This is a genomic window from Mesorhizobium sp. M0800 (genome assembly GCF_040320095.1).
Classification (GTDB): domain Bacteria; phylum Pseudomonadota; class Alphaproteobacteria; order Rhizobiales; family Rhizobiaceae; genus Mesorhizobium.
Genome location: NZ_JAMYOZ010000025.1, coordinates 63,251 through 76,836, shown reverse-complemented (window position 1 = coordinate 76,836; position 13,586 = coordinate 63,251). Strand labels below are relative to the sequence as shown.

16 protein-coding genes and 1 tRNA gene are annotated in these 13,586 nt (G+C 61.1%); 6 read left to right on the top strand and 11 right to left on the bottom strand.

From position 1 onward, the window contains the following. Positions 1-305: 305 nt before the first annotated feature. The gene (locus NKI18_RS24530; protein WP_352457960.1) at positions 306-659 is read left to right on the top strand and encodes a hypothetical protein; all 354 of its coding nucleotides are present in this window, start codon (positions 306-308) and stop codon (positions 657-659) included. An 83-nt stretch (positions 660-742) separates the two neighbouring features. Here NKI18_RS24530 and NKI18_RS24525 read toward each other — a convergent pair whose 3' ends face one another. Further along, positions 743-1,714 carry a DUF2865 domain-containing protein gene (locus NKI18_RS24525; protein ID WP_352619696.1) on the bottom strand — a complete coding sequence of 324 codons (972 nt, stop codon included), beginning with the start codon at positions 1,712-1,714 and terminating at the stop codon, positions 743-745. A gap of 334 nt (positions 1,715-2,048) precedes the next feature. Between NKI18_RS24525 and NKI18_RS24520 the strand changes: the two genes are divergently transcribed. Further along, positions 2,049-2,264 carry a hypothetical protein gene (locus NKI18_RS24520; RefSeq protein ID WP_352619697.1) on the top strand — a complete coding sequence of 72 codons (216 nt, stop codon included), beginning with the start codon at positions 2,049-2,051 and terminating at the stop codon, positions 2,262-2,264. A 34-nt stretch (positions 2,265-2,298) separates the two neighbouring features. Here NKI18_RS24520 and tolA read toward each other — a convergent pair whose 3' ends face one another. The 4 genes from tolA to NKI18_RS24500 form a co-directional block, all read right to left on the bottom strand. Further along, positions 2,299-2,703 (bottom strand): cell envelope integrity protein TolA, encoded by a 405-nt coding sequence (tolA, locus tag NKI18_RS24515; protein ID WP_352619698.1) that lies wholly within the window; start codon positions 2,701-2,703, stop codon positions 2,299-2,301. 365 nt (positions 2,704-3,068) lie between these two features. Next, entirely contained in the window at positions 3,069-3,932 is an 864-nt protein-coding gene (locus tag NKI18_RS24510) for a glutathione S-transferase family protein (protein ID WP_352619699.1), read from the bottom strand. A 27-nt stretch (positions 3,933-3,959) separates the two neighbouring features. After that, a complete protein-coding gene (locus tag NKI18_RS24505; RefSeq protein ID WP_352619700.1) occupies positions 3,960-4,541 on the bottom strand; it encodes a VOC family protein in 582 nt (193 codons plus the stop codon). Positions 4,542-4,958: 417 nt separating this feature from the next. Further along, on the bottom strand, positions 4,959-5,399 hold the full coding sequence (locus tag NKI18_RS24500; RefSeq protein ID WP_352619701.1) for an SRPBCC family protein: 441 nt from the start codon (positions 5,397-5,399) through the stop codon (positions 4,959-4,961). A 116-nt stretch (positions 5,400-5,515) separates the two neighbouring features. On the opposite strand from NKI18_RS24500, the gene NKI18_RS24495 reads away from it, so the two are divergent. Beyond that, the gene (locus tag NKI18_RS24495; RefSeq protein ID WP_031212146.1) at positions 5,516-6,583 is read left to right on the top strand and encodes an adenylate/guanylate cyclase domain-containing protein; all 1,068 of its coding nucleotides are present in this window, start codon (positions 5,516-5,518) and stop codon (positions 6,581-6,583) included. A 512-nt stretch (positions 6,584-7,095) separates the two neighbouring features. Here the strand turns inward: NKI18_RS24495 and NKI18_RS24490 are convergent. From NKI18_RS24490 to NKI18_RS24480, 3 genes are all read right to left on the bottom strand, one after another. Continuing rightward, a tRNA-Glu gene (locus NKI18_RS24490) sits at positions 7,096-7,170 on the bottom strand. A gap of 89 nt (positions 7,171-7,259) precedes the next feature. Next, the gene (locus NKI18_RS24485) at positions 7,260-7,667 is read right to left on the bottom strand and encodes a VOC family protein (RefSeq protein ID WP_352619702.1); all 408 of its coding nucleotides are present in this window, start codon (positions 7,665-7,667) and stop codon (positions 7,260-7,262) included. Next, complete coding sequence (locus NKI18_RS24480; RefSeq protein ID WP_352619703.1) at positions 7,664-8,047, bottom strand: fimbrial protein; 384 nt, start codon at positions 8,045-8,047, stop codon at positions 7,664-7,666. Before NKI18_RS24480 ends, NKI18_RS24485 begins: the two co-directional genes overlap by 4 nt. 26 nt (positions 8,048-8,073) lie before the next feature. On the opposite strand from NKI18_RS24480, the gene NKI18_RS24475 reads away from it, so the two are divergent. From NKI18_RS24475 to NKI18_RS24465, 3 genes are all read left to right on the top strand, one after another. After that, a complete protein-coding gene (locus tag NKI18_RS24475; RefSeq protein ID WP_352619704.1) occupies positions 8,074-9,114 on the top strand; it encodes an RluA family pseudouridine synthase in 1,041 nt (346 codons plus the stop codon). 187 nt (positions 9,115-9,301) lie between these two features. After that, a complete protein-coding gene (gene rpoH / locus NKI18_RS24470) occupies positions 9,302-10,213 on the top strand; it encodes an RNA polymerase sigma factor RpoH (protein ID WP_023678514.1) in 912 nt (303 codons plus the stop codon). A gap of 446 nt (positions 10,214-10,659) precedes the next feature. Beyond that, positions 10,660-11,169 (top strand): hypothetical protein, encoded by a 510-nt coding sequence (locus NKI18_RS24465; RefSeq protein ID WP_352619705.1) that lies wholly within the window; start codon positions 10,660-10,662, stop codon positions 11,167-11,169. A gap of 190 nt (positions 11,170-11,359) precedes the next feature. On the opposite strand, the gene NKI18_RS24460 is transcribed toward NKI18_RS24465, so the two are convergent. The 3 genes from NKI18_RS24460 to NKI18_RS24450 all read right to left on the bottom strand — a co-directional run bounded on the left by NKI18_RS24460 (position 11,360) and on the right by NKI18_RS24450 (position 13,582). Then, a complete protein-coding gene (locus NKI18_RS24460) occupies positions 11,360-12,232 on the bottom strand; it encodes an MBL fold metallo-hydrolase (RefSeq protein WP_352619706.1) in 873 nt (290 codons plus the stop codon). A 150-nt stretch (positions 12,233-12,382) separates the two neighbouring features. After that, entirely contained in the window at positions 12,383-13,042 is a 660-nt protein-coding gene (locus tag NKI18_RS24455) for a peroxiredoxin (protein WP_023678511.1), read from the bottom strand. A 174-nt stretch (positions 13,043-13,216) separates the two neighbouring features. After that, positions 13,217-13,582 carry a cell division protein ZapA gene (locus NKI18_RS24450; RefSeq protein WP_023678510.1) on the bottom strand — a complete coding sequence of 122 codons (366 nt, stop codon included), beginning with the start codon at positions 13,580-13,582 and terminating at the stop codon, positions 13,217-13,219. Positions 13,583-13,586 lie beyond the last annotated feature (4 nt).

The window sequence follows — 13,586 nt, the reverse complement described above, 5'->3', positions numbered from 1 at the left end:
TGCCGGCGGTCGCTGCTCCCGCCCGTAACTGGAGGAGCGGAACTTCGAATATCCCATTGTCGCCACTGAGCGCCGCTTTGGTATGGTGCGATCGCACCATGGCCTTACGCTGGAAGCGTTGACGAATCGCAAGGTTCTAACTCGCGCTGGACCTCCATCCGCGCCTGACCCGGCGCTCGATCTTCGAGCAACGCCTTCGACTGGAAATGCGACGACTCTACTTCACGGTATCTACTCCCTTCGCCCTATTCCGCCGGTTGTCGGTTAGGCCGAAGCAGCGTTATAAGCTTGCAGGGGTATTGCTGATGTCTCGACGGATTCTGCCTGTCTTCCTGTGCCTGGCGCTGCCTCTGGGAAGCGGCTGCGCGCGCAGCTATGACGGCACCGTCATCATTCCCAAGCCGCTCGATGTTCGCCGTTTCTGGGACAGGCCTTCGCCGCAGGCGCAAGCCGAACAGTCGCAACTGGAGACCGACGTCTTTCCAGTGGCGCCGCAAACGCCGAAAAGGCCGGCGGTGCGCAGGAGCGCGGCTTCCGTTGCAGCGCCTCGGAGGAGGGTCACCAACAACCCGCCCATGCTGTCGCCGGAGCCGACGAAGCCGCTAACTTGCAAGAATGTCAGCGAGCCCGGCAAACGGGCCCGCATGGTCTGCGAATAACCAGCCGACGTCGGTCGATGCGCACGGCTCCAGGCCTTGAAGCGGCTATCCGGCCAGCCGTCTCGGAACATCGCCCGCCTTGGTCAGTCCGCCGGGAAGAAGGCCGGCCCGACCACTCTCACCGGCCGCGCGCCGATCGCTCTTTCGATCGACTGATGCTGGGCAACCCCCTGCACTTCGGCAGCCTGCGTTTTTGCCTCTTCCGGAACGGCACCGGCGGTTTCGATCCCGGATTCAGGAATTTCCGCGACGATGCCAAAATCCGGCTTTGCCGTCGGCAACGGTATGATGGCATTGGTCATGTTGGCCGGTGTCACGGTTCGTGCCCTGAGCTCGGCGACGCGCCGATAATAGCGCTTGACGTCGCAGGCCTTGAAGTTCGCGTCGTCGCGGTACCGGAACGCGGCAGGTAGCTCCACATAGGGTTTTCCCGACTCGAGCGCGACCATCTCCTCGGTCTCGCGAGTGGCGTCGCTCAGCGTATAGAGGTCGACGCCGGCATCGTCGCAGATGTAGCGACACTGATCGACCGTTTCCTTCAGATCGTCGCTCTTGGCGAACTGCGATTTTGGCGCGGGGAAGAAATATCCGTCCGACAAGCGAACGCAAAACAGCATCCGATTGCCGCCAATTGTTGTGCCTGCGGACTGGGCCTTGGGTGCCGTGCGTTGCTGCGCCGGCTGTTTCTTGGCAGCGGGGGCGGCGCAGCCCAGCGCGACAAACCTGGCCTTCAATCCGGACGTGTCCCTGCTCGAATTCGACAGTCTGGCGATCTGCCGTTGCACCTCCGCCTTGCTGCTGACCAGGTCGGCGCAGGGATTGAAGAAGAAGCCGGCCGTTTTCGCCGTGCATCTGCGTTGTCTCTCAAGCTTTTGAATCGCGGCGAGTTGCCGGCGCAGTTGGGCAAGCTCGGGGCTGGTCCCGCCGCTGCGCCCCGCCGAAAGCAATTGGCTCCTGATGGCACCGCAGCTATCCGCGTAGGAGAAGGATGTGCCGAGCGCAACGGCTATTGCCGACACCAGCATCAGAATCGTGAGGGGCCAGAAGCGTGTCATTGGAACGACCATTATCCTTGTTGCACCGAGAACAGGATTTCTTTGTCGACTATGGATAAGTACTAGCTAAATCAGTCTTTCCTAATTGAAGTAGATCAAATCGCCACCAGAGACTTTAGCTCTAGTGTATTAGATCCACTCGTGTAAATTCAATATTACATTTTTATTTCAAGATTGAGACGAACCGGCAGCAACGCCGGCGGACGCCCGCCACGGCGAAGCTTTGATGCGCGCGGCGGGTTCGGCATCGCGATCAATCCGGCGTTACCGGCCGGCCGTTGCTGAAACCTTAGCCCTGGGATCGGCGTTGAGCGGCCAAAGGAGGAGACCGCAAATGTCGATCCACTTCACTGTCGCGGACCTGACCAGGAATCTGTTCCATTCACTTGGGTTGGACCATGAACGCGCACCGAGGCCACTCGACCACGAGCAGAGGCTTTTGCTGGAGTGCTATCTCGCCGGCCAGATACCGGAATCGGCCTGGAGCGACTATGTCTTCGAGGTGCCGGAACTGGCGCGACATGTCGAGGCGAGACGAAGGCGCCACTAGATCCCGAAAAGTGGAATCCGGTTTTTGGAAAAGATCAAGGCGAAGCCTTCACTCGCGGTGCAGCCTGTTCTTGTTTGGGCGAGTTGAATTGCAGAGTGAACACCTTGCCCGGGATGCCTTGAGCCAACGCCGGTGAAAAGCTCAACGGCAGGCAATGGTCCACGGCCGCGACCGCCGCGTCGACAAAAGCTTGGCGCGTCTTCTCCTCGCCGGCGACGCGGATGGCGGTCGGCTTGGGCCGGCCGATCAGCGTGCCATCGCGCCTGAAGCTGAAGCTCAGGGTGACGGTGGAATTCCCGGCATTCGCCGGAGGGGTCCAGCACGCCTGGATGGCAGCCCCGACCTCGGGCATGGTGTTGAGCGTCGCTGCATTCGATTGACCGGCTGCATCCGCCAGTATGGCGCCTGCAATCACCATCATTCCAGCAATGCTTTTCATGACAGGGCCTCTGTCCTTGAACCGCCATCGAGGACGGGACTACTTCGATGGTAGGGCCCACATCGGCGATGGCAAGATGCCGGCAACGCGCTTCATCAGCCATTTCAGGCGTCGTGAAGCGCCGTCAGCCGCAAACTTCGGCAGGGCTGCAATAAGCAAAGGCCGGCGAGCAGCCGACCTTTGCTTTCCATCCGCGCCAGTACATCCGTGGTCGCAAGCTGGAGGTGGATACCAGTAGAAAGGGTTTCGGTTAACGAAACCTTAAGCTCCCCACATCGTGCAAACAGGGGAGAGTAAGAAAGAATTACCCCAGATCATTACCGGCTCCCGCAGAACGTGCGGACGATCGCCGGCCTGCACGTGCCTCAGGCGTTGGCCTGCGACCGCACATAGGCGATATAGCCGCGCACGTCGCCGGCCGGCTCGGCATAGGCCTTGCCGAGCTTCTTCTCGATCGCCGCCATATAGTCTTTTGCCCATTGGGGCAGCGCGTAGTCGATGACGGCGAGGAACTCGAGCGTCGCCGCCAAACGGATGTCGGCGATCGACGGGTTCTTGCCGCCGATGAACGGCTTGCCGTTCCTGAAGAAGCTGTGAAACACCTCCAGCGGCTCGGCTATCGCTTCTATAGCGGCCTTCTGGGCTTCCGACTTCTTGTCGGGATGAGCGTCGCTGTGGCCGACCTCGCCGGCATATTGCGGGAAATTCAGTACAGGATATGTGGCGCGCGCCACATAGGGGTAGAGCGTGCCGATCAGGTAGAACATGGCGCTGTCGATCATTGCCCGCTTGGCCGGCGCCTTGGGATATAATTTCTCCAGCCCGTGCTTGTTGGCGAGATACTGCATGATGGCGCAGCTTTCCCACAAGACACCTCTCGGCAGGCCCTTGTCCTCGATCATCGGCGTAAGATGGGCCGGGTTTCGCGCCATATATTCGGGCGAGCGCGTGAGGCCCCAAACGTCGGTTTCGGAATGATCGAGCCCGGCGGCGCGTGCAAACACCCGAACGCTCATATTGTTGACGCTGGGCTTCAGCATGCTGAGCGTGAGCGCCGGCTTTTTCGCAGGCTTCGCCTTGGCCTTCGCGGGCTTTTTGCCGGAGACCTTCGTCGCCGGCTTTGCCACTTTCGCCGCTGACTTGGCGGCGGCTTTGGCCGCCGGCTTCGCTCCTGGTTTGGCTGCCTTGGCGGCGGGCTTTTTCGCACTCTTCGTTGCTGTCTTTGCCATTATGTCCTCCCTTTGTTTGGCGTGTCGTCAGTATGGATTTTTCGGTGCGCGATCCTCCGACAAGGTTGCGCGCAAGTGCTCGACAAGCGCCTGGATCGCATCGGCAAGGTGCACTTCGGCGATGTTGTAATCGCCGCGCGCGACGCGGATCTTGTGCGCCTGCATCAGCACGTCGGCATGGGTGAAGCCCGCCGGCGGCTCGAAACGGTAGGAGGCGAGCTCGATTAGCAGGCCGAGCGGATCCTCGAAGTAGATCGAATCCATGAAACCGCGATCCTTGACGCCGCTGTGCTTGATTTCACGCTCGTTGAGCCGGGCGACCGCCTGCAAGAAGGTGACGCGCGACACCGCGAAAGCGATGTGATGGACGCAGCCCGTATCGGTCGGCGTGCGCCGCTTGACCGGCGTGCGGCTCTCGTCGGTGAAGACGGTGATCAGCCGGCCGTCGCCCGGATCGAAATAGAGATGGCTTTCGCTTGGCTTGTCGAGGTTGGGCTGCTCGAAGATGAAAGGCATGCCGAGCACGCCCTCCCAGAAATCGATGGAGGTCTGACGTCCGGCGCCGACCAGCGTGATGTGATGGACGCCTTGCGATTGTAGTTTTTGCATCTGACTCCTCCCGGCCACGCCGTCTTGCCGCCGAACGGAAGTTCGGATGCCCAGTCGCGCTTGGATCGGCGCCCGGCATGTGACCGCGCCCGGCCTCGCTCGCCTGCGCTCCGCATTCCGCATCCTGCAGGAGTGCGGCCGGAGCTTTGATGAACGGATGCTAATTCAATCCGAGACGTTGCGCCAGAAGCGCTGAGTTTCAAGAACTCCACGCAGGCGCCAAGAGCGGCACCGGGATCGCGGACGCCTTCGCCGAGCTCGCTGAAACGATCCGTCGCCGGCAGCTGTAATGGTGCGGCGGCCCGCAGGTCGCTGGGTTTCCCGAGCGGCCGGTTTGGCGACGGCAGGTCAAAGGGGCTCGTTGACGCATGCCGCGCCTGGTTCGGATTACGGGCATCCGCGGCCCTTAGATGAAAATCACATATTCTTCATCGGCACGTCGGGATCGACATGTCCCCCATCGGCAATGATCTTCAGCCTTGAGAGGTAGTGCTCCCATCCCCTTCGGTGGCTGTCACGCTCCTTTGCGTTCGGCAGTCCGCTGTGCGTGAAGCGGATCAGTGTCCCCGCATCCCTCGCGATCAGGTCGATCTCGACATGACTGGAGCCGGGCGGCACGGTCTCGTTGTCTTCCCAGCCAAAACTGTAGGCAAGACGGTGGACCGGGATCACCTCGGTGAACTCACCGCGCGCCATATGGCGACCACCGACATTGACGAGGAACAGACCGCCCGGCGTTGCATCCAAATTCGCTTCGGTCCCGATCCATCGCACGATCTGGTCCGGATCCGTCAAAAGCGCGAACACGGTCGCTTGTGGCGCGGCGACCTCAATCTCTGTGTAAACCGATTCCGCCATCGCTCACTCCAGGTCACATCCGCATCGAATACCGTGCATGATTGAAGCGAATGTGGGGAGTTGCAAGAAGATGTTCGAGGCGTAAGCATAAGCCGGTGCCGAGTGACCTTCTACCGATGCTTCTCGCAAAGTCGCTTTCATTCCTTCTGGACGACGCCGCGCATATTGGCGACGGTGGGCGACTTCTATTGCAGCTCTCAACGCATTTGCTGGAAGACGGCTTGCCGATCATCGCCGGCGCGCTGGCGCAGGATGCTCCCGACCCAATCATTTCACGCCGTATCTGGCTCTGGCGAGCGTCTGGGGGTGAAGTGGTCGAGGGTTTGGGGATAGGCGCCGACCGCCAGAATGCCGATCCCCGGCTCGTGCTGCGGGAGTGGCTTGGCACGACGCGGGCGATCGTGTTCGACGAGCGAGCGGGCGGTGTCGCACCGACTTTGGTGTGGGCGTTCGATCATACTCCGGATGAGGCGCAGTCAGAGCTGCTGCGGCAAATCTCCCGGTTTGCTGCGGCTCCGATGACCGCACTCGCAGAACGGTCCGCGAAACGCGCATTGCTCGAAGCATATTTGGGAAAGCGCAGTGCAGCACATGTGCTCAACGGTCATTCTCGTCGATTAAAGGGAGAGACGATACGGGCTGCGCTTCTGTGCGCGGACCTTCGAGGTTTCACCGATCTATCCGAGGTTCATGATGCAGACGAGATCGTATTGGTACTTGATGCCTGGTTCGATTGCGTCGCCGGCGCGGTGCACGCATTTGGTGGTGAGGTTCTCAAGTTTATAGGTGATGGCGTCCTCGCGATTTTCCCGATTGGCGAGCGCGATGCAAATGCCGCATGTGACGCTGCGGTACGCGCCGTGAAGGCCACGCGCGCCGGGATAGATCATCTCAACCAAACTCGGCGCCGCAATGGCGGCCCTGAGCTCGGATATGGCATTGGCCTGCATGTCGGCGAGATACTCTGGGGGAATATCGGCACTGCCGGCAGGTTGGACTTCACCGCGATCGGCAAGGCTGTAAATCTTGTCAGCCGCATCGAAGGGCTGTGCAAGCCGTTGGGACGGACGGTGCTCGCGTCGACAGTGTTCGAGGCAGAAACGACCGAGCGGATGATCGCCATGGGCAGTCATCCGCTCGGAGGAATAGCAGGCGCGCAAACACTTTTCGGCTTGCCGGAATAGATCGAATGGTTGAGCCCCGCCGTGGATGTGTCGTTCGCAGCATATCTTGGTATCGTGCGAAGCCATGACCGAGAGAAATTCGAACGGCAAAGAAGCTACGATACTGCAACTGAAGTATGGCGCGTTTAGAGCCCAGCCATGCGCGTCGCGCGCAGCTTCGCTGGCCGGTGCTAAGGGCCTTCCCGGCATCCACCCTTCGAGGGAGAGGCGCCTTCGCCGAGCTCGCCAAAACGATCCGCCGCCGGCAGCTGTAGCTCAGGTCGGCTCCAGGCAGTGCCGACCAGCGTGATGGACGCCTTGCGATTGTAGTTTCTGTATCTGGCTCCTGCCCGCGTGGCATCGACTGCCCTGTTCAGCGCGACGTTCTGCGCGCCGCTAACGCTGTGCCTCAAGACCCACGATGCAATGCTAATGCAATCGGCTCCGCTGCGCCAGAAGCGGCAATGAGCCAAACCCGCCGCGACCCAAGGCGATGGATCGGATTGATGGTTTGCCGAGAGCTTGGAGAGACTTGGTACGCCCAAGGGGAATCGAACCCCTGTTCCCGCCGTGAGAGGGCGGTGTCCTGACCGCTAGACGATGGGCGCGTGCAAGAACCGGCGATATAGGCTGACGGCTGGGAAAAAGCAACTAGGCTTAAGGCTGCCGATCGCACCGGTGAAATATCGATGCAAGCCTATCGTTTTGGCTCGATCAGGTCCCAGAGATTTCCATAGAGATCGGCGAAGACCGCTACAGTGCCATAGGCTTCATGGCGTGGCGCCTCACGGAATTCGACGCCCTTTTCGAGCATCAGCGCATGGTCACGGGCAAAATCGTCGGTTTCGAGGAACAAAAAGACCCGCCCGCCGGTCTGGTTGCCGACGGCGTGCCTTTGTGCATCGCCGGATGCTTCGGCGAGAAGCAGCCGCGCGCCCAGCCCTTTGCGCGGTGTGATCGTGACCCAGCGTTTGCCGCCGCCGAGATCGATATCTTCGGTGAGGACAAAACCCAGCCGGTCGACATACCACGAGATCGCCTCATCATAATTTGCGACGACAAGCGCGACCGTGGCAATGCTGCGGTGTTCGGCAAAACCGGTCATTTGTTCCTGATGGAAAAACGGCCGACGATGCGACGCTCGGTAATGTCATAGACGAAGATGGCGCGGCTGCCGTCGGGCAGCTCGGCGTCGATCGAAAGGTGATTGCCGGAGAGCGATTGGCTGACCACCCTGGCGCCGACCGGCAGCACGATGTCGCCGTTGACCGTTTCGCCGATCGGCACCTGGATGTCGCTGCTTAGCGGAGGGGCGGCAGGCGGCGCGTTGCGCGCTTTGTAGACAAGTGCTGCGATCACCACCATAAGGGCGAGGAACAGCAGGCCGAGATTGATGGCGACGAAGCGGACGAGCTTCCTCCGCACCTTTTCGACCTCGGGGTCGAGCGGCTTTTCCTCGTCTTCGTCGGCAAGCGGCCGGGCCATGGCAGCAGATTCCGGAACTGTTTTCGATGAGCGCTCATAACGAAGAGGTCAGACAATTAATAGGGGCCGGACCGATCGTCCTGGAGGCGGGCGCCGATGCGGCCGGCCAGCGGCTCGACCAATGGCTGGCGGCCAGGCTCGGCCCCGACATGTCGCGCAGCCGGGTACAGATGCTGATAAAGCAGGGCGCCGTCAGGATCGGCGGCAAGCCAGCCAGCGAAACGAAGCGCAAGATGGCACAAGGTGACAGCGTGTCGGTCGACATGCCGGAGCCGGAACCGGCGGAGCCGCAAGGCGAAGACATTGCGCTGGACGTCCTCTACGAGGACAGCGAGCTGATCGTCATCAACAAGCCGGCCGGGCTGGTCGTGCATCCCGGCGCCGGCAACTGGACCGGCACGCTCGTCAACGCGCTGATCCATCATTGCGGCGACAGCCTGTCGGGCATCGGCGGGGTGAGACGGCCGGGCATCGTCCACCGCCTCGACAAGGAGACCAGCGGTGTCATGGTCGTCGCCAAGACCGATCGCGCCCACAAGGCGTTGTCGGAGGCCTTTGCCGACCACGGCCTGACCGGCGATCTCGAACGCGCCTATCTGGCGTTGGTCTGGGGAATACCGGCAAGACCGACCGGGACGGTCGACGCGCCGCTCGGCCGCGCCGCCGACCGGGTACGCCGCGCCGTGGTGCCGCAAGGCCGCGACGATGCCCGCCACGCGGTAACGCATTTCACCGTCGTCGAGCGCTTTGGCGAGCAGCAGCAGGAATTCGCCACGGCGAGCCTGGTCGAATGCCGGCTGGAAACCGGTCGCACTCACCAGATACGCGTCCATATGGCCCACATCGGCCATCCGGTGATTGGCGACCCCGAATACGGCCAGGCTTTCCGCACCAAGGCCAATCGGTTGCCCGAGCCGCTAAGAAGCAAGGTAAAGGCGTTTCCGCGACAAGCTTTGCACGCCCGCCTCCTTGCATTTCGCCATCCCGATACCCATCTAACGATGAGGTTCGAAGCACCGATACCGTGGGACATGGAGGAACTCGTCGACGGCTTCCGCAAGCTCTGAGCCAACCACCTGAAAACCTGACCGGCGTTGTTCACTTCAACGTGACACACTGTTTCGTGTTGAACAAATGCCTGTCTTTCTGGTTTTGTTCCTATATATGTCGGTTGGCGCGAATGTGCCTTTGGCATTCGCGCCACATGCCCGCCGCGTTTCGGGGGCATCACTCCAATAGAGAGGGGGCGCTATCATGGCCCAGTCATTACCCAGTATCGTTTCCGGCGAAGGCGGTCTCAGCCGCTACCTGGAAGAAATCCGCCGCTTTCCGATGCTTCAGCCGCAGGAAGAGTACATGCTCGCCAAGCGCTACGCCGAGCATGAGGACACCACGGCTGCGCACAAGCTCGTCACCAGCCACCTTCGGCTCGTCGCCAAGATCGCCATGGGCTATCGCGGCTATGGCCTGCCGATCGGCGAGGTGATCTCGGAAGGCAATGTCGGCCTGATGCAGGCCGTCAAGAAATTCGAACCGGAGCGCGGCTTCCGTCTCGCCACCTATGCGATGTGGTGGATCAAGGCCTCGATCCAGGAATACATCCTGCGCTCGTGGAGCCTGGTCAAGATGGGCACCACCGCCAACCAGAAGCGCCTGTTCTTCAACCTGCGCAAGGTGAAGGGCAAGATCCAGGCGCTCGACGAAGGCGATTTGAAGCCCGATCAGATCACCGAGATTGCCACCCGGCTGAACGTCTCGGAAGCGGAAGTCGTGTCGATGAACCGTCGTCTGTCGGGCGACGCCTCGCTCAATGCGCCCATCCGGGCCAGTGAAGGCGAGTCCGGCGAATGGCAGGACTGGCTGGTCGACGACCACGAAAGCCAGGAAGAGATGCTGATCGAGCAGGACGAGCTGGAAAACCGGCGCGGCATGCTGTCGGGCGCTCTTGCCGTGCTCAACGACCGCGAACGCCGCATCTTCGAGGCGCGCCGCCTCGCCGATGAGCCGTTGACGCTTGAAGAGCTGTCGGCCGAGTTCGATATCAGCCGCGAGCGCGTGCGCCAGATCGAGGTGCGCGCCTTCGAGAAGGTGCAGGACGCGGTCAAGGCCGCAGCCAAGCGCCAGACGCAGGCGCTGCGCACCATCGAGGCGCAGCCGGCGGCGTAAGGCCTTCCGGTAGAAACAAATAACGGCGGCGTCAGGTAACTGGCGCCGCCTTTTTTTCTAAAGCGCGTCGTGTTCGGCCGGCCTTGTGCGACGCGCTTTAGATTCTTGTTTTTATGCATGTCGTTATCGCAAAACCGCTGCACACTTTTGCGCGACATGCATTAGCGGGTTGCCGGTTCCGCGGCGCCTTCGCGGATGTCCGATCCGTCGCCATAACTGCTCAGTAGCCTTGCCAGGCGTCTGCAGACGATCTCATTGATAGCGGCATTGTCGCAATTTTCCCCAAGCCCTGAAAACCGCAAGGCTGCAAGCTGTGGCGGCAATGTTGCGGCGCCGACCGGGGCATTCCACAACCCGGCGCTTGCGGCAGGCGGGCGCGACAACGGTCCGCCGGGGCTGCGCCGGGCAGTTGAGCTCGTCTATTGAAAACGAAAGGTAGTGGGACGATGACCATTTCTCCGTTTCTGGCCGCTCTCGTATCCGAAGGTCCGCCAGCCGACCGAGCGAAAGACATGGCCCTGTATGGATGGCTAATTGGAAGCTGGGAACTGGACTCGGTCCACTACCTCGACGACGGCGCAATCCAGAAATGGGATGGCGAATGCCATTTTGGCTGGGTGCTCGAAGGCCGCGCGATTCAGGACGTTTGGATCAGGCCCAAGCGCCCTGCGCCGTCCGCGATGTATGGCACAACCTTGCGCATCTTCGACCCTGGGATCGATGGCTGGCATATCATATGGAACGACCCGCTCAACCGGGATCACTCGCGCCAGATCGGGCGGGCCGAGGGTAAGGACATTGTCCAGCTCGGCAATGACTCGCGCGGTCTGCAAACTCGATGGCGTTTCACCGAGATCACTGCCAACAGCTTCCATTGGATCGGCGAGGAGAGATCTTCCGAGAGCGACCCTTGGCAAATCACGTATGAACATTTAGCCCGCCGAACAAAACCCTGACGCTGGAGTAAACACTTAGCTGGCGTCTGCGCCGCTCCTCATCCAGCTGCCGCCACCGTCTTCCCGCATGGCCCTATCGGATGCAAACATCGCAAAAATCGAATCAGGATCAATAACTTGGATGACCATCGCAGAACGATGAGGGCGGCGCCGAGTCTGAATGGCATTGTAGTGCCAGCGACCCATCTCCTCACAGACAATCGAGCGGAAATTTCAGATAACGCCGCCCGTTGGATTCCGGTTCCGGCAGGCGTCCGCCATTCATGTTCACCTGCAGCGCGTGCAGGATCAGCCGCGGCATCGGCAACGTCCTGTCGCGGGCCTGGCGGAGCGCGACGAAGTCGGCTTCCGCCTTGCAGCCGGCAACATGGATGTTGCCGGCTTTCTGCTCCGCGACCGTGCTTTCCCACCGCGCTTCGCGACCGCCCGGCTGGTAGTCGTGACCGACGAACAGACGTGTCTCGTCCGGCAGCGCCAGGATGTCCTCGATCGAACGCCAGAGCCGCTCTGCACTGCCGCCCGGAAAATCCGTCCTTGCGGTGCCGCTGTCCGGCATGAACAGCGTGTCGTGGATGAAGGCGGCGTCGCCAATGACGTAAGTGATCGAGGCCAGTGTGTGGCCCGGCGAGAACAGCACTCTTGCCGGAAGGCCGCCGACCGAAAAAGTTGCGCCGTCGGCGAACAGCCTGTCCCATTGCGAACCGTCGGCGGGGAATTCCGGCCAGTTGTAGATCACCTTCCACAATTTCTGGACGTCGATGACCTTTTCGCCGATCGCCGTCGGCGCTCCGGTTCTCCCCCTCAGATAATGGGCGGCGGAGAAATGATCGGCATGCGGATGCGTGTCGAGGATCCACTCGACCTCCAGCCCGCTTTCCCTGACGAAGTCGAGCAGGGCGTCGGCGTTCTTCGTTGCCGTTGCACCGGACCTTTCGTCGAAGTCGAGCACCGGATCGATGATGGCGCATCGGCGCGTCGCCATGTCGGCGACCACATACTGGACGGACCCGCTCGGCTTGTCATAGAAGCCGGTGACCTGCGACCTGGCCGATAATGCGTCCAATCCAGCCTCCTTCGCCCCTCACCACGGCAGGAAGGATTTTCTCTGCCACGGCAAATTAAAGGCATGGTTGTCCGTCAACCAGGCATCGTCAAGCACCCCATGCTCACACGGCCAGGAAAACCGAAAACTCTCTGTGCCGCCTCTGCCTGCTCAGGCGGAAGGCTGCTTGGTTTTCCTGAGATATGGCAGGATCGTCTCATAGGCGCCGAAGCGCTTGATGGCATCCTCATTCGAGACGGCAGCGGTGATGATGACGTCCTCGCCCTGCTTCCAGTTCGCCGGCGTCGCCACCTGGTGCTTGGCGGTCAGCTGCATGGAATCGATGGCGCGCAGGATTTCGTCGAAGTTGCGGCCGGTCGTCATCGGATAGGTGAGAACCAGCTTGATCTTCTTGTCGGGCCCGATGACGTAAACCGAACGCACCGTGGCATTGTCGGCGGGCGTGCGGCCTTCCGAGCTCTCGCCGGCACCCGCCGGCAGCATCTCGTAAAGCTTGGCGACCTTGAGATCCTTGTCGCCGATCAGCGGGTAGTTCACCGAATGACCGGTCGCGGTCTTGATGTCGTTCTGCCACTTTTCATGGCTTTGGACGGGATCGACCGAGATGCCGATGATCTTGACGTTGCGCTTCCTGAACTCGCCTTCGAGCCCGGCCATTGTGCCGAGTTCGGTCGTGCAAACCGGCGTAAAGTTCTTCGGATGGCTGAACAATACTGCCCAGCCGTCGCCGATCCATTCATGGAAGCTGATCGGTCCTTGCGTGGTCTCAGCGGTGAAGTCCGGTGCGATATCGTTGATACGAAGGCTCATGGCGTGTCCCTACCCTGTGCGTGCAGATCGCAGCCGGCGTTGACCGGCGCTGCTTTTGCCTTTCTATCACTCCGGCGTCATCCTTCAAATGCCTGTTGCGCCGGCATCAAGGCCGGCGGCGAAATATTTTCATTGCTTCTCGGCAAATGCCGCAGGAATTTTCGCTGCGCTGGCTCAGGCCTTGTTCACTGCCAGCGTCGTCGCCAGGTCTTCCATGCGCTGGGCCAGCGCGCCGAGCGCCCCGGTCAGCGCGGAATCGTTCTTGTCGGCCTTGGTCAGTGCGTCGTCGCGCGTCTTGCGCAGCGTCAGCACTTCGCTTTCCATGCCCTTGACCCGCTTTTGCAGTTCCGAAAGCTCGTCCATGACCATGATGCCGGCCATCACGGTCAGCCGCTGGTCGCCAATCTCGCCAAAAGAATCCTTCAGATGCGAAACATAGCGGTCGAAGCGCTCGGCAAGATCGATCAGATGCTCTTCCTGGCCCTCGTCGCAGGCCATCCGATACTGCTTGCCGTCGATGGAAACCGTGACTTGTGCCATTAGC